The following is a 19,820-nucleotide window of genomic DNA, read 5'->3' as shown; positions in this document are numbered from 1 at the left end:
AGCGAACAATAAAAATGAGGCGGAACAATGAAATATTTTGCGGCTTAGCAAAACTATCCCATTGCTTCTATTTAATATTTCTCTTGTCTTGTGAAAGGTCAGAGCCTGTCCATCATGATGTGAAACGAAGTTTGCCTAAATGCAATTCTTTCACACGATAGAATATTTCACCTATGTGGGGAATAGCTAATGAGCAATGGAAAAGCTATCGAAATTAAAAATGTTTCGAAGATTTATGGAAAATATCATGCGTTAACGCCGGTTAATTTCCATATTAATGATAATGAATTTTTTACGCTGCTTGGTCCATCAGGTTGCGGCAAAACAACTTTATTGCGGATGATTGCTGGATTTGAGCAGCCAACCCAAGGCAGTATTTTATTACGCGGTCAAGATATTGCTAATCAGCCTCCCCATAAGAGGCGGGTTAATACAGTTTTCCAAAATTATGCACTTTTTCCGCATATGACCCTTTATGATAATATTGCCTATAGTTTGCAAAATCTAAAATGGGAGCGAAAGAAGACCGCGACCCGTGTTGAAGAAATGCTAAATCTTGTCCATATGGGCGATTATGCCACGCGTTACCCCGCAGAATTATCTGGTGGTCAACGTCAAAGAATCGCCTTGGCACGCGCTTTAGCACCAGAGCCTGAAGTGCTGTTATTGGATGAGCCCTTATCTGCGCTTGATCTTAAATTGCGCCAAGCCATGCGCAACGAACTTCGGCAATTACAACGCAAGACTGGCATTACATTTATTTTTGTAACCCATGATCAAGAAGAAGCGCTTGATATGTCTGATCGCATTTGCGTTCTTGGCAATGGTCGTATTCAGCAAATCGGCGCCCCAAGTGAAATTTATGAGTTTCCTGAAAATAAATTTGTAGCTGATTTTATTGGTGCTACCAATTTTTTTGATGTTACTATTTTGTCGGTAAAAGACGATAAGGCTGAAATTAAGCTACCTTTTTGTGCGCCTATTTTTGTCAATCAGCAAAATTTAAGCCAAGGCACAAAAACCAGTGCATCCCTGCGGCCTGAAAAAATCAATTTTATCCTTAATGAGGGGGATATTACTGTTGATGGCACAATAATTGACGTTAATTATTTGGGCGCATATACCCAATATTCTATTAGTGTTGGCGATAGTATCTTATGTGTTTCCAAACGCAATAATGTCAGCGGTGATCCACTTTTTCAAATTGGCTCAACGACGCGTATCGGCTTTAGTCCTAACTCGGTTAGGATATTACGCTCATGATCAAGAAACCTATCAATAAATCCTATTTTGGCTTAGCCCCTGCCTATCTTGTGATGATAGTAACGCTGATTATTCCAATTGCTATTGTGGTCGTAGTGTCATTTTCAACGCGCGGCCCCTATGGTGGTTTTGATTATATTTTTACCACAGAAGCGTATCGTTCCTTGCTGTTTAATATAGGCTGGACAGATGAATTAGAGTTTAATCCGCAATATCTTATCATTGTAGGGCGCACAATCCTACTATCCTTGGCAACAACGCTTATTTGTTTGCTGCTGGCTTTTCCCGCGGCTTATTTTATTGCGTTGCAAAATGCCAAACGTAAAATGTTGCTCATATGGTTGGTAACCCTACCCTTTTGGGTTTCGATGATTATTCGGGTTTATGCTTGGACAATTCTTTTGGGCAATGGCGGCTTTATCCAAAAAGCCTTTTATATGCTTGGTCTTATTGACGAAAATGGCACGCTTTTATTCAATGATGGCGCAATGCTAGTGGGCATGGTTTATTCTTACATTCCACTCATGATCTTGCCGATTTTTACCAGTGTTGAAAAGCTTGATCGCTCGTTAATTGAAGCCTCGCATGATCTTTATGGCAGCAGGTTAATCTGCCTTCGCAAAATTATTCTGCCGCTATGCAGACCGGGCATTGTTGCTGGCTCTATCCTCGTTTTTGTTCCAAGCCTTGGCGCAGTATTAGAACCAATGATCCTTGGCGGCGGTAAGAATATGACTATGGGTAGTCTTATTCAATTACAATTTGGCGCAGGGCGCAACTGGCCACTTGGCTCGGCATTTGCCATTGTGTTGATGGTGAGCGTTGTCATTGTTCTCATTATTCAAGGCTTGCGCTCGATAAACCACGAGAAAAGGGCACTGTCATGAAAAATACAGATGTTCGTCGTTATCCGGGCTTTGGCGTTTTTACCTTAATCTTTTTTCTATATCTTTATTTGCCAATCGCTGTGGTGGTGTTTTTCTCATTTAATAAAAGCCGTATTGCCAGCAATTGGGGTGGGTTCTCATTGGATTGGTATGCATCGGCTTTACAAAATACCAATCTACTAAATGCGGTTAAAACCTCATTAGAGGTTGCCTTTTGTGCAACATTGTTTTCAACTATTATTGCGCTAATGGCAGCTTTAGTTCTTTCACGCGGTCAGCAAATGCGGTTTCGCAGAATATCGGAAACCATCGTCAATTTACCCTTGCTCTTGCCTGAAATTGTCGTCGCCGTAGCAGTACTCATTTTGTTTTCTGAACTTGGCATTGTGAATGGCAAACTTAAATTAATTATTGCCCATACCACCTTTTGTATCCCCTTTGCCTTTTTGCCGATAAGGGCGCGCATGCAAGGCATGGATAAAGAGCTAAGTGAAGCTTCAAATGATCTATATGCCAATTCATGGACAACCTTTCGCCGTGTGACGCTGCCTTTAATATTACCGGGTGTTTTTGCCGGTGCAATGCTAGCCTTTGTTATCTCGCTTGATGATTTCATCACCAGTAATCTATTAAATTCTGGCGGTGGCACAACTTTACCGATTTATATTTATTCGCTGATTAAACAAGGTGTTACACCCGAACTTAATGCCATATCCACTTTGATTATGATCATATCGGTGATTATTGCCAGTTTTTCTTTCATCCTGCAACGCAAGAGTAAATAGACGCATAAAGCAACAAAAAGGGGAACAATATGAAACATAAACACTTTAAGCAATTTACCGCATCATTGATACTAGCGGGAATCAGCGTTTTTTCTTTGAGTGAAGCCGTCTTTGCCCAATCAAAGAATTTAAATCTTTTTGTTTGGGCAGATTCTGTTTCGCCAGAACTCATCAAAAAATTTGAAAAGGAAACAGGAATTAAAGTCTCAGTCGATGGCTTCACATCTAATGAAGATGTTTTAACCAAATTGCAGGCGGGTTCATCAGGCTATGATTTGATCACCCCATCACAGCATTTTGTAAAAATTATGATTGATAGCAATCTGCTTGAAAATGTTGACATGAAATCACTGCCGGCATTTCAGCAAGTGGATAAAAAATGGTTTAATCAGTGGTGGGATCCAACCAATGAATATTCCTTTCCATTTTCCTATGGAACGGCTGGCTTTACGGTAAACCGCGATCAATATAAAGGGCCAATTGACAGTTGGAAGGTTTATTTTGAACCAAGCGCAGATTTGCATGGCAGAATTGCAAGCCTTGCCCAACCTGACGAAGTTATTTCAGCCGCACAAAATTATCTTGGTATTCCCTATTGCAGTGAAAACCCCGCTGAAATGAAAAAAGTACTCGATCTTTTAAAGGCACAGAAAGATTATGTCGCTGTTTATTCCAGTGATAATATTGAAAACCGCATTGGTGGTGGTGAGGTTGCCATGCATTTTTGGTGGGATGGCAATTCAATGCGCGTTCGCCGAAATGACAAGGTCAATATTGAATATGCCATGCCCAAAGAAGGTCTTGTTGGTTGGATGGATTCTTTCGTTATACCTAAAAATGCCCCCCATAAAGACAATGCCATCAAATTTATAGAATTTATGGCAACGCAAGAAAATGCCACCATCCAAACCAATTATTATGGCCACTCATCACCGCTCAAAATTGATGAAAGCAAAGCTGTCAATAATAAGGATGTTGCACCAGAACTATTTCCAACGGTTGAAATCAAAATGCAACAAGCCTGCTCACCTACTGCACAAGACTTGGTTACCAAGGTTTGGACGCAATTATTGCAGTAATTCATGAATGTGAAAGCGCATTTTTTTAAATCAAAATATGCTCTTTTGTTTCAATCAAATGTCCAATTATGTTGATAATTGGTGGAGATTATAAATGAATGGCAACGCATTTGATTATATCATCATAGGTGCAGGCGCAGCGGGCTGCGTTGTTGCTAACCGTTTAAGCGCTGATCCTAAATATCAGGTTTTACTGCTTGAAATGGGGCAAGAGCAAAAGAGCTGGAGAACCAAAATTCCTGCTGGCATCCTTGCCATGTATGGCCGAGAACAATTTGATTATCGCTTTGCCTCTACCCCGCAAAAGCACCTTAATAATCGCCGCATACCCATGAATCGTGGTAAAGGGCTTGGCGGTTCAACCATCATCAACTCGATGATTTATATTAGGGGTTGCGCTGCTGATTACGATCATTGGGCACGCCATGATTGCCTTGGTTGGTCTTATGACGATGTTTTGCCTATATTTAAGGATCTTGAACATAATTTACTTCACCAAGACCCAAAATATCATGGCTTTGATGGCGAGCTTTTAGTGGATAATCCGCGCGATGCCAATCTGCTATCCCATATTTTTGTCAAAGCTGGCAATGCATTGAATTTGCCAACCAATCTAGATTTTAATGGCAATAGTTTTGATGGCGTAGGTATTTATAATGTAGCCCAAAAAAACGGCCAACGTTTTAGTGCTTATGATGCCTATGTAAAACCGTGCTTAGAGCGCAAAAACCTTACCATCTGGACAGGGTGCAATGTTAAAAAATTAGAAATTCTCAATAAGAAAGTAACAAGTGTTGTTATCAAAAAAGATAATATTGAAACCAGCATTGAAGTGCGGCGCGAAGCTATATTGACTGCAGGTTCCATTGCCTCGCCAGCAATTTTGCTTGCGTCGGGCATTGGCCCAGCAAATGAGCTTACCCAGGAAGGTATAGAGGTTAAAGCTGATATTCAAGGCGTTGGCAAAAACTTACAAGACCATATTGACGCCATGATAACTGTGCGCTCGAAAAGCCCTAAAACTTTAGGCCTATCGATGCAAAATTTACCCAAAATGCTTGCTGCACCTTTGCAATATTTTATGCAGCGAAAAGGAATGCTAACCACCAACTATGTTGAAGCTGGTGGCTTTGCCAAAACCCGTTATGCAAGTGATCTTGGCGATTTTACTGATCTTGCTGATATTCAATTTCATTTTGTCCCAGGCTACCGCAGCCATCGCGGTCGACTTATGGAATATGGTCATGGCTATGCAATCCATACTTGTGTGCTGCGTCCCCAAAGCCGCGGTGAAATAATAATAGGGCGCGATAATACCGAGCTAAAAATTGATATTAACCCCAATTTCTTAAGTGCCGAGCAAGATGCAGCCGTTTTGGTTGATGGCATAAAAATCGCCCGTTCCATCTTGGCAAATAGTGCTTTTGCGCCTTTTGCCGGCAATGAGATGCTTCCTGGCAAAAATGTTCAAAGTGATGACGAATTGCTTGCCTATTTACGCGCAGAAGCCCTTACCGTTTATCATCCTGTTGGCACCTGCAAAATGGGAACCGATCGCTCGTCAGTCGTTGATCCTTTAAGCCTTAAAATTCATGGCATGGACAATCTTAGAGTTGCGGACGCATCGATCATGCCATTTTTAATCAGCGGCAATACAAGTGCGCCAACCATGATGATAGCGGAGAAAGCATCACGGTTTATATGTAAGGATCGAACAATATAAGCTGCTAATTTTATAGGGATTTTGCCCAAATTCAATGAATAAATCAGCAAGATCTCTAAGGACTAAGAATAGAAAACTTTAACAAAAATACCGTTTTAAATACGGAAGAAGGAGGGGATCGATGCGTGACCCACGTTATGACATTTTGTTTGAACCAATGAAGATTGGCCCAGTTACGGCTAAAAACCGCTTTTACCAAGTACCCCATTGTAATGGTGGTGGCTATCGTGATCCAACGGCTGCTGCAACCATGCGCCGGATGAAATCAGAAGGCGGTTGGGGCGTTATTTTTACTGAACAAACAGAAATGCATCACACATCGGAAATCACCCCTTTTATTGAACTTCGCCTTTGGGATGACGCAGATATTCCGGCCCTTGCCCGTATGGCTGACGCTATGCATGAGCATGGCGCATTGGCTGGCATACAATTAGCTTATTCAGGCATAAATGGCCCTAATCTTTATACCAAGGAAGTACCACGCGGCCCAAGCGCCTTGCCGATCCGCACATTCACTAATGATCCGGTGCAAGCGCGCGCCATGGATAAGCAAGATATTAAGGATTTACGTCGCTGGCATAAAAATGCCTTTTTGCGTGCCAAGAAAGCAGGCTTTGATCTTGTTTGCCTTTATGGTGCCCATGGTTTTGGTATTATCCAACATTTCCTATCGAAAGCCACCAACCAACGCACAGATGAATATGGCGGCAGTCTTGAAAATCGCTCACGCCTCATGCGCGAACTCATCGAGGAAGGACGCGATGCCATTGGTGATACTTGTGGCCTTACTTTGCGTATTTCATTAGACGAAATGATTAGCGATCTTGGCTTTTCCAATGCTGAAGTACGTGACATGATTGAAATGAATGGCGATATTCCAGATTTGTGGGATCTTGCCCATGGTGCATGGGAAGATTGCTCTGGCCCATCACGCTTTAAAGAAGAAGCCGCCCAAGAAGATCTAGTGAGTGGTATTCGCAATCTAACCAAAAAGCCTGTGGTTGGTGTTGGTCGCTTTACTTCCCCCGATGTTATGGTGCGCATGATTAAGTCTGGCGTATTGGATTTTATTGGTTGTGCGCGCCCATCAATTGCTGATCCGTTTTTGCCAAAAAAAATCGAGGAAGGGCGGATAGAGGATATTCGCGAATGTATTGGCTGCAATATTTGCGTAACTGGCGACATGACCATGTCAATTTCACGCTGCACACAAAACCCAACCTTTATGGAAGAATGGCGTAAGGGGTGGCACCCTGAGCGTATGCAGGCAAAAGGCACAACAGAAAGCGTGTTGATAGTTGGCGCAGGCCCCGCCGGCATGGAGGCAGCAAGAGCCCTTGGGCTTCGTGGTTACACAGTCGTGCTTGCCGAAGCTGGAACTGAACTTGGTGGCCGCGTTGCTAAAGAATGTCGTTTACCGGGGCTTTCCGCTTGGGGGCGTGTGCGCGATTACCGCGAATATCAAATTAGCCAAATGCCTAATGTTGAAGTTTACTTTGATAGTAAGCTTACCGCAGATGATGTTTTAGAATTTGGCTTTGATAATGTTGCCATTGCAACAGGTTCGACTTGGCGGCGTGATGGTGTCGCACGCGCCCATGTGGTGCCAATGCCGATTGACGCGGCAATGCCAATTTATACGCCTGACGATTTAATGGCAGGAGCGGAGCTTTCCGGCCATGTGGTTATTTTTGATGATGACCATTATTATATGGGCGGCGTTATGGCAGAGCTTTTAATCAAACAAGGTTGCCAAGTAACACTGGTTACCCCATCGGCCTATGTTTCTGATTGGACACGCAACACGCTAGAACAAGCCACCATTCATCGTCGTTTGGTCGATATGGGGGTTGAAATCATTTTAAATCGCTCAATCTCCCAAATTCAAAATGGTGGGGTGGTGAGCGAATGTGTGTATTCAGGCAAGCAATCTGCCCTTCCAGCCGATAAGGTGCTTTTAGTAACATCACGCTTACAAAATGATGCGCTTTGGCAATCATTAAAAGCCATGCCTGATCAATGGAATGATCATGGCATCCAAACAATTAAAGTGTTTGGCGATGCCGAAGCACCAGGCCCGATTGCATGGGCAACCTATGCAGGGCATCGCTTTGCACGTGAACTTGACGAGCCAGATATTGGTGATGCTTTACCCTTTAGACGTGAGGTAACCGCATTGGCAAGTTAAAGGCAAACCAATTGCTATTCAATTTTGCCGCGTGCAGCTAATCCCTTTAATTATTGCACGCGGCGCACTTCACTATCGTGCTTTTAAACTTCAACTAAAAAAGTGGATATATAAATGGCGACTCAAATGCTTTTTAAAAATGGTGTCATTTTAACCATGGAGAAAACTTGCACCAAGTTTGAACCGGTTTTGGCTGAAGCGGTTTTGGTCGAGGCAGGACTTATAGTAAAAGTTGGGGACCTTAGCGACCTTGCAAGCATGATCAAAAGTGATGCAGAGATCATAGATTTGCAAGGCAAAACCTTAATGCCGGGTTTTATTGATGCCCATTTGCACTTTATTTGGGGATCGCAATATCTTGATGTGATTGGGCTACGCGAGGCAAAAAGCTTTGCTGAAGTTGAAGAAAAGCTGGCAAAATATGCCAAGGATAATCCCAACCGCCAATGGATCACCGGTTTGGAGTTTAGCTATGGCTATGATGACATGGTAGGCAAAGAGTTTCATCGCTCAATGCTTGATAAAATTGTCAATGATCGGCCGGTTTTCTTTTATTCTGGCATGGCCCATGCGGCTTGGGCAAACAGCAAGGCCCTTCAACTTGCCGGCATTGATAAAGACACTAAAGATCCAGAAAACGGAAGAATTGTCCGTGATAAAGAGGGCAACGCAACCGGTTGGTTGATTGAACAAGCTGCAAAAATCGTTGAAGCTAAAATACCAAAAGCCAGTGATGATGACACATTAGCAATGCTAAAAACTGCTATTATTGAGGCAAATAAACTAGGTATTACACGGGTTCAAAGCGCCGGATTTGATGATGAAATGTTGCCGCATTTAGAAACATTGCGAAACAATGATGAATTGACCTTGCGCTTTACTCTGGCAACCCTATGCAATCCGCCAGTATTGGATAGAGAAACACTTAATCTTGCATTAGAAAGGCATAAGCGGTTTAAGGATAATTTCCTTGATGCAAGAGTAATGAAATTTTTCATTGATGGCGTATTAGAATCCCACACCGCTTATATGCCGGATGGCTATAATGATAAAATAAATGAACATGGTGATTTATTATGGGATAGCATGGCATATCAATCCGCCATTCATCAAGCACAAGCAGCAGGTTTGCAAATTTGGTCGCATGCAATCGGGCGAGGAGCGATAAGTTTTGCCCTTGATGGCTATGAAAGCGACATTGAACAATCACGCCAACAACGGCCAAGGGTTGAGCATGTAGAAATTCCAGCGGCGCAAGACTTAAGTCGCTTCAAGCACATAAACGCCATTGCATCCATGCAACCAGCAATGATCTACCCCAAAGATCAATGGGTAGGCATGGTTGGCGTTTGGGAAACACGCGCCGGCACCGATAATTTACCCCTCGCTTTTCCTATAAAATCGCTGCTTGACCATGACGCTGCTGTTGCCTTTGGTACGGATTGGCCAATTGTTGATCTTAATCCTTTTATTGGTATTCGAAATGCAGTTCTAAGACAAAGCCTTGATGGCGAACCTGCAAATGGTTGGGTTCCAGACCAGCGCATTAGCGTAATGGACGCTATAAATGCCTATACATTAGGCGCTGCCTATGCAGGACACCGCGAAAAATATGAAGGGTCAATTTGTGAAGGTAAATTAGCTGATCTCATCATTATTTCGCATAATCCACTACAAATTCCGCCTGATGATTTAGCTGATATAGAAGTGTTAGCTACCTATGTTGGCGGACGTTTAGTCTATCAAAAGCAAAAATAAGCAATATTAAAAATTCAATGGCACTGCATGCAGCTTGCTGTCTTAAGAGTAATATTTTTCCTATGCATTAGTTTGATTTTTTTTAGCATGAAAGCACTTTATCATTATGCAAGCAGTGATATGCTTTTGATAAAAGCGAAAGTCTAAAATAATAAATATAAGTTGAGGGAATAAAATGAAAATATTAGTGGGTGTAAAGCGGGTTATTGACTATAATGTCAAACCACGCGTTAAAAGTGATGGTAGTGGCGTAGATCTTGCCAATGTCAAAATGTCGATCAATCCTTTTGATGAAGTGGCAATTGAAGAAGCCGTACGCTTAAAGGAAGCTGGTAAAGCCGATGAGATTACCGCGGTGTCTATTGGGCCGCAAGCCGCACAAGAAACCTTGCGCACAGCCCTTGCCATGGGAGCGGACAAGGCCATTCATATAAAAAGTGATGAGCGTTTAGAGCCACTCAATATTGCTAAGCTTTTAAAAGCCATCATTGAGCAAGAAAAGCCTGATCTTGTTTTACTTGGTAAGCAAGCAATTGATGATGATTGCAACCAGACGGCGCAAATGCTGGCGGCGCTGCTCGATTGGGGACAGGCTACCTTTGCATCAAAACTTGATGTATTTGCCGAAAAGATTGAAGTAACGCGCGAAGTTGATAGCGGCTTAGAAATTATTGAAGCACAGCTTCCTGCCATTGTCAGCGTGGATTTGCGTTTAAATGAACCACGATTTGCATCTCTTCCCAATATTATGAAAGCGAAGAAAAAACCTATTGAAGAAAAGCAAGCGAGCGATTTTGGCATAGAGCTGAATCCGCGATTGAAAATCCTTAATGTTGAAGAGCCAGCAAAGCGCAAAGCTGGAATTAAAGTTGCAACAATAAGTGAACTTGTTGCCAAGATTAAAACCGAAAATGCAGCGCTTTAAGGGAGGATAGCAAAATGACAATTCTTTTATTGGCCGAACATGACAATCAAAACCTATCTTTGCAAACCGCAAATGCGCTAAGTGCCGCCCAAGCCATAGGTGGTGATATCGACATTTTAATCTGCGGGAACAATGTTCAAACAGTAGCAGAGCAAGCAGCACAATTGCTAGGTATTCGCAAAGTTATTTTGAGTGAAGCAGATTATCTTGACCATCAAATGGCAGAGCCGGTTGCCGCCACCATTCTTTCTTTAGCAGATCACTATGATATATTCATGGCTGCTGCAACGACAACGGGCAAAAATATTATGCCACGGATTGCAGCAAAGCTTGACGTTATGCAAATATCGGACATCATCGCGGTTGTGTCGCCAGACACTTTTAAACGACCAATTTACGCAGGCAATGCGGTTGAAACCGTCCAATCAACCGATAGTAAAAAAGTCATCACCGTGCGCACATCGGCATTTACTGCCGCTATAAATGGTGGCTCTGCCCCGATAGAACATGTAGCACCTGCAAATGATCCTTGCCTTACTAAGCACCTAAAAAATGAAGGCTCAAAAAGTGATAGACCAGAGCTTAACAGCGCTAAAGTGGTTATATCAGGGGGACGTGGACTTGGTTCAAAAGAAGCCTTTCAATCACTGCTTTTACCCCTTGCCGACAAGTTTAACGCAGCCCTTGGGGCAAGCCGCGCGGCGGTTGATGCGGGTTACGCCCCCAATGATTGGCAGGTAGGACAAACGGGTAAAATAGTTGCGCCAGATCTTTATATTGCCGTTGGTATTTCTGGTGCTATTCAACATCTTGCCGGCATGGGAGATTCAAAAATTATTGTTGCCATTAACAAGGATGAAGACGCACCAATCATGCAGATTGCCGATTATGCCTTGGTTGGCGATCTTTTTGACCTTATTCCAGAACTAACAAAATCGCTCTAATCATAGCAAGTATAATAAAAAGGGAGAACAATTATGGGCGATAGAACCTATCAACAATGGCAAAATGACGCAAAGAAGCTCACATTTCGCAAAGATATTTTCATCGATGGTCAATTTGTGGCAGCCAAAAACGGCGAACGCTTTGATTGTATCAACCCAGCTAATGGTGAAAAAATTGCAGAAATTGCCGCGGGCGGCGCTAGCGATATAGATCGTGCAGTTAAATCAGCACGGCGCTCGTTTGAAAGCGGTATTTGGTCCAAGGCGGCACCAGAAAAGCGTAAAGAGGTACTTTTACGCCTTGCCGACCTCATCCGCAAAAATAGTGTTGAATTGGCTTTGCTTGATTGCCTTGATATGGGTAAGCGCGTTGTTGATGCCTATACGGGTGATGTACCAGGATCGGCAGCTATTTTTCAATGGTATGGTGAAGCTATCGACAAAATTTATGATGAAATAGCACCAACTGAAGCGGGTGATCTCGCCATGATGCGCCGTGTGCCGCTTGGCGTTATTGGCGCTGTTGTACCATGGAATTTTCCGCTTGATATGGCAACATGGAAATGTGCACCGGCCTTAGCGGCGGGTAATTCTATTGTGTTAAAACCTGCCGAACAATCAAGCCTATCAGCCTTGCGGCTAGCCGAACTTGCCATTGAAGCGGGTTTACCTGAAGGTGTATTAAATGTAGTGCCAGGATTAGGTGCTATTGCAGGACAAGCTCTTGGTTTACATGAGGATGTTGATTGTTTAACCTTTACGGGATCAACCGCTACGGGCAAACGCTTCATGCAATATTCTGGTCAATCCAATATGAAACAAGTATGGCTCGAAACGGGTGGCAAAAGCCCAAACCTTATTTTTGCCGATTGTAAAAACCTTGATAAGGCTGCCGAAATGGCGGCTTTTGGAATATTTTTCAATCAAGGCGAAATCTGCTCAGCAAATTCAAGACTTTTGGTTGAAAAAAGCATTCATGATGATTTCGTGGCACGGCTTGTTACTTTATCAAAAACAATGCAACCGGGAGATCCACTAGATCCTGCTTCTGGCATGGGGGCCATGGTTGATGAGCGGCAAACCAATGCAGTGATGGATTATATAACCAAAGGTAAAAACGAGGCGCGATTGGTGAGCGGGGGAAATCGCATTTTAATAAATGACAAGGGTTGCTACATCACCCCAACGATTTTTGATCAAGTTAAGCCTGATAGCCTCATCGCCAAGGAAGAAATATTTGGGCCAGTTCTCTCAATCATTGCCTTTGAAAATGAAGACGAAGCCGTTGCCATTGCCAATGATAGTATCTACGGATTAGCAGCTTCAGTTTGGACGGATGATTTTTCAAGAGCACACCGCGTCTCAGCCAATCTGAAGGCTGGCACAGTTTCCGTCAATACTGTTGATGCATTAAGCGCAAAAACTCCCTTTGGCGGTTTTGGCCAATCTGGTTTTGGTCGAGATTTATCGCTCCATGCTCTTGATAAGTTCACCGGTCTCAAAACCATTTGGATGAAATATCAATGCTAAGCAGCTTTCTCAAAAACTAAGGTTGAAACCTATTTCGCTACAATGAGCCGTTTTGGTTAACTCCCGATCGGCAATCCCTTAGCTGCGCCCAATAAAATGCGCTAATATCCAACGCGCATATTTGAAATAAGGACAGATAGACAATGACAAATGCGCTTCCAGACCGTGAGAGCATGGAATTTGACGTGGTAATTGTTGGCGCAGGACCTGCGGGGCTTGCCGCAGCAATCCGCTTAAAACAATTAAATGGCGATTTATCGGTTGTTGTCTTGGAAAAAGGCGCTGAAGTCGGCGCACATATTCTTTCAGGTGCAGTTGTGGACCCGATTGGCATTGACACTTTGTTACCTGATTGGCGCAATGACACAAGTCATCCGTTCAAAACACCGGTTACCGACGATCATTTTTATGAGTTAACTGAAAAAAGTTACAAAAAAATACCCGCTTTTATCATACCCAAAATGCTTTCTAATCATGGGAATTATATCGTATCGCTGGGCAATGTTTGCCGATGGCTAAGTGTACAAGCCGAAGCCTTGGGTGTTGATATTTATCCAGGCTTTGCCGCAACTGAGGTTCTTTATAATACTGACGGCGCTGTGATTGGTGTTGCTACTGGTGATATGGGAGTTGAAAAAGACGGTAGCCTTAGCACCAATTATATGCGCGGTATGGAGCTGCTTGGCAAATACACCCTTATTGCTGAAGGCGCTCGTGGTTCATTGGCCAAACAGATTATACATAGGTTCAAACTTGACAAGGATTGCGACCCGCAAAAATATGGTCTTGGCATAAAGGAATTATGGGAAATTGATCCATCCCAACATCGGCCGGGGCTTGTACAACACGCATCTGGTTGGCCATTGGACAATCAAACCGGTGGCGGCGCATTTTTATATCACCTAGAAAATAATCAAGTAAGTGTTGGTTATGTGGTGCATTTAAATTATAAAAATCCGTATTTATCACCTTTTGATGAGTTTCAACGTTTTAAAACTCATAGTCTTATTGCCCCAACTTTTAAAAACGCCAAGCGCATAGCCTATGGTGCGCGAGCAATAACCGAAGGCGGATGGCAATCGGTTCCAAAGCTAAGTTTTCCAGGTGGCGCATTGCTCGGCTGTTCCGCCGGCTTTGTTAATGTGCCGCGTATCAAAGGCTCTCACAATGCCGTATTGTCGGGAATTTATGCTGCCAATTTCATAGCAAAGGCAATTGAAGATAAGCGCGCCCATGATGAAGTAACGGACATCGAGACCACTTGGCGCGATAGTAATATTGGTAAAGATTTATATAAGGTGCGCAATGTTAAACCACTTTGGTCAAAATATGGAACAAAGATTGGTGTTAAATTAGGCGGTTTTGATATGTGGTGCCAAAGCTTATTGGGCTTTTCACTTTTTGGCACGTTAAACCATGGCAAAGCCGATTATCAATGTTTGGAACCTGCGCAAAAACACCAACCAATATCTTACCCAAAACCAGATAATGTTTTAACTTTCGATCGACTTAGCTCGGTTTTTTTATCCAATACCAATCACGAAGAAAATGAACCTTGCCATTTAAAAGTGCAATCATTAAACACACAGGAAACATCAGAATTGCAGATTTTTTCTGGGCCATCAATGCGCTATTGCCCCGCGGGTGTTTATGAATGGATTGAGAAAGATGGCATTGAAAACTACATTATTAATGCGCAGAACTGCCTTCATTGCAAAACATGTGATATTAAAGACCCCAATCAAAATATTAATTGGACATGCCCACAAGGGGGAGAAGGGCCAGTTTATCCCAATATGTAAAAATTTCTCAGTCCATACAATTATTTAAATTTTGATGCGAAAAGAGAAATCGCTTGATTGTCAGGGGTTAAAAAAAATGATAGAGAGTTTTTTCAATAACCGCAACTGGAAATAGTTGCTAGCGCGATGCGGGTGTAGCTCAATGGTAGAGCAGCAGCTTCCCAAGCTGAATACGAGGGTTCGATTCCCTTCACCCGCTCCAGTGATTTAATTATTACTGCGTTATATGAAATATAATCTTTACTTACTTTCTAAGAAAATTTAACGTTTATGAAGTTTAACGAGCATGAATTAAGAGCAAAATTGATTGCAAGTAATCTAATATTCATGACTAATAATCATGATAGCAATGAAGTTGCCTATGTGATTATGAATTTTTTAAAACAGCATCATGATATTTATTGCGTCTATTTATTGGATACAATACCAGACCAAGGCTGTGAACATTATCGTCTTTGGGTTAACCAAAATATTGATGTATCTATTGAATATAATCTAGATGAAAAAACAATTGATGATTATAGTGCAAAAACACTTAATAAATATGATATTGACCACATCAAAGGTTCAAGGCAAAAAAATTTGATCAAATTGGTACAAGAACTAGCAAATATTGAGTGTGCCAAAAACAATAATGCTCATCTTACCAATGAAAAAAACTAACCTGTAGATAAAATATAGCAAATAGCAGTCTTTCACTTTCATACTAAGCAGAGGCTGCAATTTATAAAAGTTAACCTAAGGCGTTACAAAATAATCTGCTCGCCCTTTTTGGTCACTTTGTTCCATAGCTCGGCCAATCGGCATATGATTATTACCACTTGGATTTTTTCCAATTAATTCTGATCCATCTTGTGGCAAGTCAGTTAAACTCATCGGCGGAATACGGGTAATTTTCTTTTGGGGGGCAACCACTTTAATCGCCGGAGCCTGAGCACTCGCTGGTTGTTCTACTGGAGCAATCTCTTCATTTTCAAGCACATTATCGGTTTTAATAGGACTTGGTTGATTGCCAAAAATCGCTTCAATTGGCGCTTTCACATAAAAAGCTAACTTTTGCCGGCCAGCAGGTGTAAAGCTGATACCATCATTTGTACGCAAGCGTGCCGTTTGCCCATTCATATCATAACCAGATAAGGCAAAAGCGCCCTTATCATCAACAAAGCCACTCCACAAATCGATAAATTGCCCATTTGTATTACCAATAGCCGCATTATAATATGCATTGAACCGCCCTGAACTTTTATGTAATTGCGGTTTGCCGAAACTTGGCAAACTAACCCAAAGCCATGGCTTTTGTGTTGCTTCCAAATCTTTTACAATAGCTGCAACGCGCTCTTGATAAATTTTATCCCAATCTTGGCTACCAAACTCCATCGTTTGCCGATTGATTTTAAGAGATTGACGATCATTAGCACCAATAACAAAAATAATGATATCAGCCTCTTCCTCGTTAACAATCTTAGCAATGTTCTCATGCCAATTATAATGATCTTCGCGCACCAAGCCCGATGAACCATCGGTACGTTTTATAATCCGATAGTTAGCATTATCTGCATAAATTTCATTAAGCCCCTCACTCATTGCACTTGCGACAAAGTCACCTAGAAATAAAATCTTCTTAGCATCAGTTGATTTTTCAATCTGGGGCGTAATAATTATTGGCGTAGCGACTGGCTTTGGTTTAGGTTGAGACCTATTAACTGGTTTGCGGCGAGTTGGGGGATTGGTATTTCTAGGCATAGCTTTAGGTGCAGCTTGCCTTGGACCAAAAAGCAAATCAAATAAGGTTTTTCGTTCTTGTGCATGGGCTGCTGAAATGGTGCTTATCAAGGCAAATGCTGGAACAAACCACAAGGCGACAAAAAAAATCCAAAATTTACTTTTATTCGTCATTTTCAAAAGCCTTTATCAAATGCACATCCCATAGACTAAAAATCCGTCTCATTATAACCAAACATCGTGTACTTTGGCTAACGATTTATAATTATTGTGCGCAAAGAATGACAGATTTAACTATAAGAATTAAAAAATCAATTTGATTAGACAAATCATATTTCAAAAGGCTAAAATACTATTTTAGACCTTATCGTATCGCTGCTTATGATTAAAAATAGACAATTTTAAAAATATTCTAGAAAAATAGCTGTTATCTCATCGCATATTCTGGCACTACTAATATGATAAAAAATTTGCCACCTAATACTCTTAAATTAAGCGATGAAATATTTAAGCATGAAAATCGCATAAAGATATTGGGATGCGAATTAACTTGATTAAGGAGTGCACAAATATGGAAACAATTGATCAGGGCAAAACCATTTTGCTCATTTCGAGCCATGTCATTCGTGGTACGGTTGGTGTGCGCTCTTCTGGTTTTGCCCTTGAAACATTAGGGCATCATGTTTGGACTTTGTTGACTGTTACCATGACGTGGCAACCAAGACACGGGGTTGCGCATCGCTTAAATATCCCGATTGAAGATTTCTCTGCTTTTGCAGATGATATTGCAGCATCGCTTCATTCAACTGAAATTGATGCGGTCATGACGGGTTATTTTGCTTCTGCCAAGCAAGTAGAAATTGCTGCCCAGCTCATAAAAAAGCTAAAGCAAAAGCGACCAGACCTAACTTATTTATGCGACCCTGTCATGGCCGATGAGGGTGGCCTTTATGTGCGCGAGGATATAGCTACAGCCATTAAAGATCATTTAGTACCGCTCTGTAATATTCTTAAGCCTAATCGTTCTGAGCTTGAATGGATGGTGGGACGCAAACTTGATAGCAATGAAGATATTATTGAAGCCGCACGCTCAACCCAATGCGATATGGTATTGATAACATCGGCTGCAGCCCTGCTTAAAAACGCAACAGGCAATTTATTAGTCCATGACAGTGAAATTTGGCTTGCCGAACACCGCATAGTGAAAGACCCTGTTAATGGATTGGGCGATTTGACGTCGGCGTTATTCTTAAGTCATTACCTTACGGGAATGAGTGCCAAGGCAGCCCTACAATTTACCACTGCATCGGTTTTTGATTGCCTTTGTGCAACGTTACAAAAACAATCGAATGAATTGGTGCTTGAACAAAGCTATCCATTATTTATGCGCCCTCACTCCCATATCACCATGCGTGCTTTATCTACCAAATAAAAATGCTGGAACCATAATAGGGGCGTTAACGTTAAAAAGATGTTTGCGATTTGGTACAGAAAATCGCACAAGTTTAAGAGAAATAGAGGCAGAAATGAACGAGTTTCCAGAACATTTGCTAAATGGCTATAAAAATTTTGTACAAACACGCTTTAGCAGTGAGCGAAACCGTTATAGGGAATTGGCGGTTGAAGGGCAAAAGCCTGAAGTTATGATGATTGCTTGTTGCGATTCCCGCGCGGCACCGGAAATAATTTTTGATACGGATCCAGGCGAAGTATTTGTCATGCGCAATATTGCAAACCAAGTACCACCATTCCAGCCTGATGGTGAATATCACGCGACCTCGGCCGCCCTTGAATTTGCAGTACAATCACTCGAAGTAAAGCACATTGTCGTCATGGGGCATGGCCGTTGTGGTGGAATAAGAGCTGCCCTTGATATGGAGAGTAAACCATTATCGTCGGACGATTTTATTGGCCGGTGGATGGGGTTGCTAAAGCCGTCTGCTGAGGCGGTTAGTGGTGATAAGTCAATGTCACCAGCTGAGCGGCAAACCGCATTGGAGCGCATTTCACTGCGTTATTCACTTGCCAATCTTTCCACATTTCCTTGGATTGCAAAGCGCCAAAAAGCAGGGCTGTTGCAACTACATGCTGCCTGGTTTGATATTTTATATGGTGAATTGTGGGTACTTGATAAAGAAAGTGGCCATTTTACTAAGATAGAAACTGATGACGTGCTTTTAAGTGCCTAAATTTATAAAAATACAAATTTGTAATTGTTGAAAATGGCGGTTTAATGCTGCCTTTTTCATTTCAATTGAAGCTTATAATTAGAATAAATATTATTTTGAATAAAATCTTAGGTAAAGTCATCAATAGCAATCTGCATACATTGATAACTCTTTATGTCTTTATTAAATGCTTATTAGACTAATTAAGAAAGAAAGCGATAAAAAAGGGTTCCAAATTTTTGGTATCAAATTACTTTAAAACCAATATATCTCCGACGAGCGAATATAAAATTCACCCATCGGAGACGGTACCCCAGCCATAATATCATATCACTATAGTTGTATTATCACCCCCGAAATATACAAATAATCGGCAAATGGGCTTACGCAACCCTTCCGCTATAAGTGATTGCAATGATATCAGCTAAATCTTATAAGAAACTATTAAGATAGCTTTGTCTATCACTGAAATTGGGTATTTCAAAATAATTTGCGACTAAATAGAAAAAAATTCCAAAATTTCAATTAAAATTATATGATTATTTAATTAATAACATAACAAATTACTTATATAATGAAATATTGGCATTTTCTACTTAAACATTCGAACCAATTCGCTTTTGGCATTGAGTTTTATAAAATTGTGATTCATCCTCTACTAAAGTAAAAACAATGAATATTTTATTCCTAGGCTCAGGACCTAGACATGCAGTGCAAAAGGTAAACAATTTTCAACATGAAATTAAACTATTTCAACATTGAATTTCATCGTGCTGCTTGCCAAGGCCCTAAAAATGCCTTGCATATTATATTAAGAAAATAAAAGGCCATCCAAGCCACAAATTGCATAAATTTATATTAGTTAATAATACTCAATGCTAAAGCTATGAGATGGATTTAATTTCAATTCCCAATAGACTATTTTAAGTTTCTAAAGATCAACTGAATTTATGGGGATGTTTTTTGGCAATAAAGCATGTAGCTTTCCAAGACAGAAAAATAAATAGCAAAAGAGGCGATCATTTTTTGACAAATTAAACAAATTG

At 41.5% G+C, this 19,820-nt stretch carries 15 protein-coding genes and 1 tRNA gene; 15 read left to right on the top strand and 1 reads right to left on the bottom strand.

What is annotated here, in order from left to right; translation table 11 throughout:
• The first annotated feature begins 189 nt into the window (after nt 1-189).
• The 13 genes from N6A79_RS00805 to N6A79_RS00745 all read left to right on the top strand — a co-directional run bounded on the left by N6A79_RS00805 (nt 190) and on the right by N6A79_RS00745 (nt 15,547).
• Nucleotides 190-1,263, top strand: coding sequence for an ABC transporter ATP-binding protein (locus N6A79_RS00805; protein WP_268546608.1), 1,074 nt, complete (start codon nt 190-192; stop codon nt 1,261-1,263).
• A complete protein-coding gene (locus N6A79_RS00800; RefSeq protein ID WP_182418456.1) occupies nt 1,260-2,150 on the top strand; it encodes an ABC transporter permease in 891 nt (296 codons plus the stop codon). The genes N6A79_RS00805 and N6A79_RS00800 overlap by 4 nt, the downstream gene beginning before the upstream one ends.
• Nucleotides 2,147-2,935 carry an ABC transporter permease gene (locus tag N6A79_RS00795; RefSeq protein WP_268546607.1) on the top strand — a complete coding sequence of 263 codons (789 nt, stop codon included), beginning with the start codon at nt 2,147-2,149 and terminating at the stop codon, nt 2,933-2,935. Before N6A79_RS00800 ends, N6A79_RS00795 begins: the two co-directional genes overlap by 4 nt.
• A gap of 29 nt (nt 2,936-2,964) precedes the next feature.
• Nucleotides 2,965-4,014 (top strand): extracellular solute-binding protein, encoded by a 1,050-nt coding sequence (locus tag N6A79_RS00790; RefSeq protein ID WP_268546606.1) that lies wholly within the window; start codon nt 2,965-2,967, stop codon nt 4,012-4,014.
• A 94-nt stretch (nt 4,015-4,108) separates the two neighbouring features.
• Nucleotides 4,109-5,737 carry a GMC family oxidoreductase gene (locus N6A79_RS00785; protein ID WP_268546605.1) on the top strand — a complete coding sequence of 543 codons (1,629 nt, stop codon included), beginning with the start codon at nt 4,109-4,111 and terminating at the stop codon, nt 5,735-5,737.
• Nucleotides 5,738-5,858: 121 nt separating this feature from the next.
• Complete coding sequence (locus N6A79_RS00780) at nt 5,859-7,925, top strand: oxidoreductase (protein WP_268546604.1); 2,067 nt, start codon at nt 5,859-5,861, stop codon at nt 7,923-7,925.
• 126 nt (nt 7,926-8,051) lie between these two features.
• The gene (locus N6A79_RS00775; RefSeq protein ID WP_268546603.1) at nt 8,052-9,683 is read left to right on the top strand and encodes an amidohydrolase; all 1,632 of its coding nucleotides are present in this window, start codon (nt 8,052-8,054) and stop codon (nt 9,681-9,683) included.
• Between the two features lie 175 nt (nt 9,684-9,858).
• A complete protein-coding gene (locus tag N6A79_RS00770) occupies nt 9,859-10,608 on the top strand; it encodes an electron transfer flavoprotein subunit beta/FixA family protein (RefSeq protein WP_268546602.1) in 750 nt (249 codons plus the stop codon).
• Between the two features lie 14 nt (nt 10,609-10,622).
• A complete protein-coding gene (locus tag N6A79_RS00765) occupies nt 10,623-11,552 on the top strand; it encodes an electron transfer flavoprotein subunit alpha/FixB family protein (RefSeq protein ID WP_268546600.1) in 930 nt (309 codons plus the stop codon).
• A 33-nt stretch (nt 11,553-11,585) separates the two neighbouring features.
• The gene (locus tag N6A79_RS00760; protein WP_268546599.1) at nt 11,586-13,082 is read left to right on the top strand and encodes an aldehyde dehydrogenase; all 1,497 of its coding nucleotides are present in this window, start codon (nt 11,586-11,588) and stop codon (nt 13,080-13,082) included.
• Nucleotides 13,083-13,225: 143 nt separating this feature from the next.
• Nucleotides 13,226-14,884: an electron transfer flavoprotein-ubiquinone oxidoreductase gene (locus N6A79_RS00755; RefSeq protein ID WP_268546598.1), complete on the top strand. Its 1,659-nt coding sequence runs from the start codon at nt 13,226-13,228 to the stop codon at nt 14,882-14,884.
• Between the two features lie 128 nt (nt 14,885-15,012).
• Nucleotides 15,013-15,086 (top strand) — tRNA-Gly (locus N6A79_RS00750).
• Nucleotides 15,087-15,211: 125 nt separating this feature from the next.
• The gene (locus N6A79_RS00745; protein WP_268546597.1) at nt 15,212-15,547 is read left to right on the top strand and encodes a hypothetical protein; all 336 of its coding nucleotides are present in this window, start codon (nt 15,212-15,214) and stop codon (nt 15,545-15,547) included.
• 75 nt (nt 15,548-15,622) lie between these two features.
• Here the strand turns inward: N6A79_RS00745 and N6A79_RS00740 are convergent, their stop codons facing one another.
• Complete coding sequence (locus N6A79_RS00740) at nt 15,623-16,780, bottom strand: SGNH/GDSL hydrolase family protein (RefSeq protein ID WP_268546596.1); 1,158 nt, start codon at nt 16,778-16,780, stop codon at nt 15,623-15,625.
• Nucleotides 16,781-17,177: 397 nt separating this feature from the next.
• Here N6A79_RS00740 and pdxY point away from each other — a divergent pair, with 397 nt between their 5' ends.
• Together pdxY and N6A79_RS00730 are read left to right on the top strand one after the other, a co-directional pair.
• Entirely contained in the window at nt 17,178-18,038 is an 861-nt protein-coding gene (gene pdxY / locus N6A79_RS00735) for a pyridoxal kinase (protein WP_182418445.1), read from the top strand.
• Nucleotides 18,039-18,132: 94 nt separating this feature from the next.
• Entirely contained in the window at nt 18,133-18,795 is a 663-nt protein-coding gene (locus N6A79_RS00730) for a carbonic anhydrase (protein ID WP_262079448.1), read from the top strand.
• The last annotated feature ends 1,025 nt before the right edge of the window (nt 18,796-19,820 follow it).

The organism is Bartonella sp. HY761 (assembly GCF_026743145.1).
Lineage (GTDB): Bacteria > Pseudomonadota > Alphaproteobacteria > Rhizobiales > Rhizobiaceae > HY038.
This window is presented reverse-complemented; position numbering and strand designations above follow the sequence as displayed.

What these genes read in the sequence shown, in the direction of transcription:
- N6A79_RS00805 (WP_268546608.1), top strand. Translation starts at nt 190, where the DNA reads ATGAGCAATGGAAAAGCTATCGAAATTAAAAATGTTTCGAAGATTTAT.
- N6A79_RS00800 (WP_182418456.1), top strand. Translation starts at nt 1,260, where the DNA reads ATGATCAAGAAACCTATCAATAAATCCTATTTTGGCTTAGCCCCTGCC.
- N6A79_RS00795 (WP_268546607.1), top strand. Translation starts at nt 2,147, where the DNA reads ATGAAAAATACAGATGTTCGTCGTTATCCGGGCTTTGGCGTTTTTACC.
- N6A79_RS00790 (WP_268546606.1), top strand. Translation starts at nt 2,965, where the DNA reads ATGAAACATAAACACTTTAAGCAATTTACCGCATCATTGATACTAGCG.
- N6A79_RS00785 (WP_268546605.1), top strand. Translation starts at nt 4,109, where the DNA reads ATGAATGGCAACGCATTTGATTATATCATCATAGGTGCAGGCGCAGCG.
- N6A79_RS00780 (WP_268546604.1), top strand. Translation starts at nt 5,859, where the DNA reads ATGCGTGACCCACGTTATGACATTTTGTTTGAACCAATGAAGATTGGC.
- N6A79_RS00775 (WP_268546603.1), top strand. Translation starts at nt 8,052, where the DNA reads ATGCTTTTTAAAAATGGTGTCATTTTAACCATGGAGAAAACTTGCACC.
- N6A79_RS00770 (WP_268546602.1), top strand. Translation starts at nt 9,859, where the DNA reads ATGAAAATATTAGTGGGTGTAAAGCGGGTTATTGACTATAATGTCAAA.
- N6A79_RS00765 (WP_268546600.1), top strand. Translation starts at nt 10,623, where the DNA reads ATGACAATTCTTTTATTGGCCGAACATGACAATCAAAACCTATCTTTG.
- N6A79_RS00760 (WP_268546599.1), top strand. Translation starts at nt 11,586, where the DNA reads ATGGGCGATAGAACCTATCAACAATGGCAAAATGACGCAAAGAAGCTC.
- N6A79_RS00755 (WP_268546598.1), top strand. Translation starts at nt 13,226, where the DNA reads ATGACAAATGCGCTTCCAGACCGTGAGAGCATGGAATTTGACGTGGTA.
- N6A79_RS00745 (WP_268546597.1), top strand. Translation starts at nt 15,212, where the DNA reads ATGACTAATAATCATGATAGCAATGAAGTTGCCTATGTGATTATGAAT.
- N6A79_RS00740 (WP_268546596.1), bottom strand. Translation starts at nt 16,780, where the DNA reads ATGACGAATAAAAGTAAATTTTGGATTTTTTTTGTCGCCTTGTGGTTT.
- pdxY (WP_182418445.1), top strand. Translation starts at nt 17,178, where the DNA reads ATGGAAACAATTGATCAGGGCAAAACCATTTTGCTCATTTCGAGCCAT.
- N6A79_RS00730 (WP_262079448.1), top strand. Translation starts at nt 18,133, where the DNA reads ATGAACGAGTTTCCAGAACATTTGCTAAATGGCTATAAAAATTTTGTA.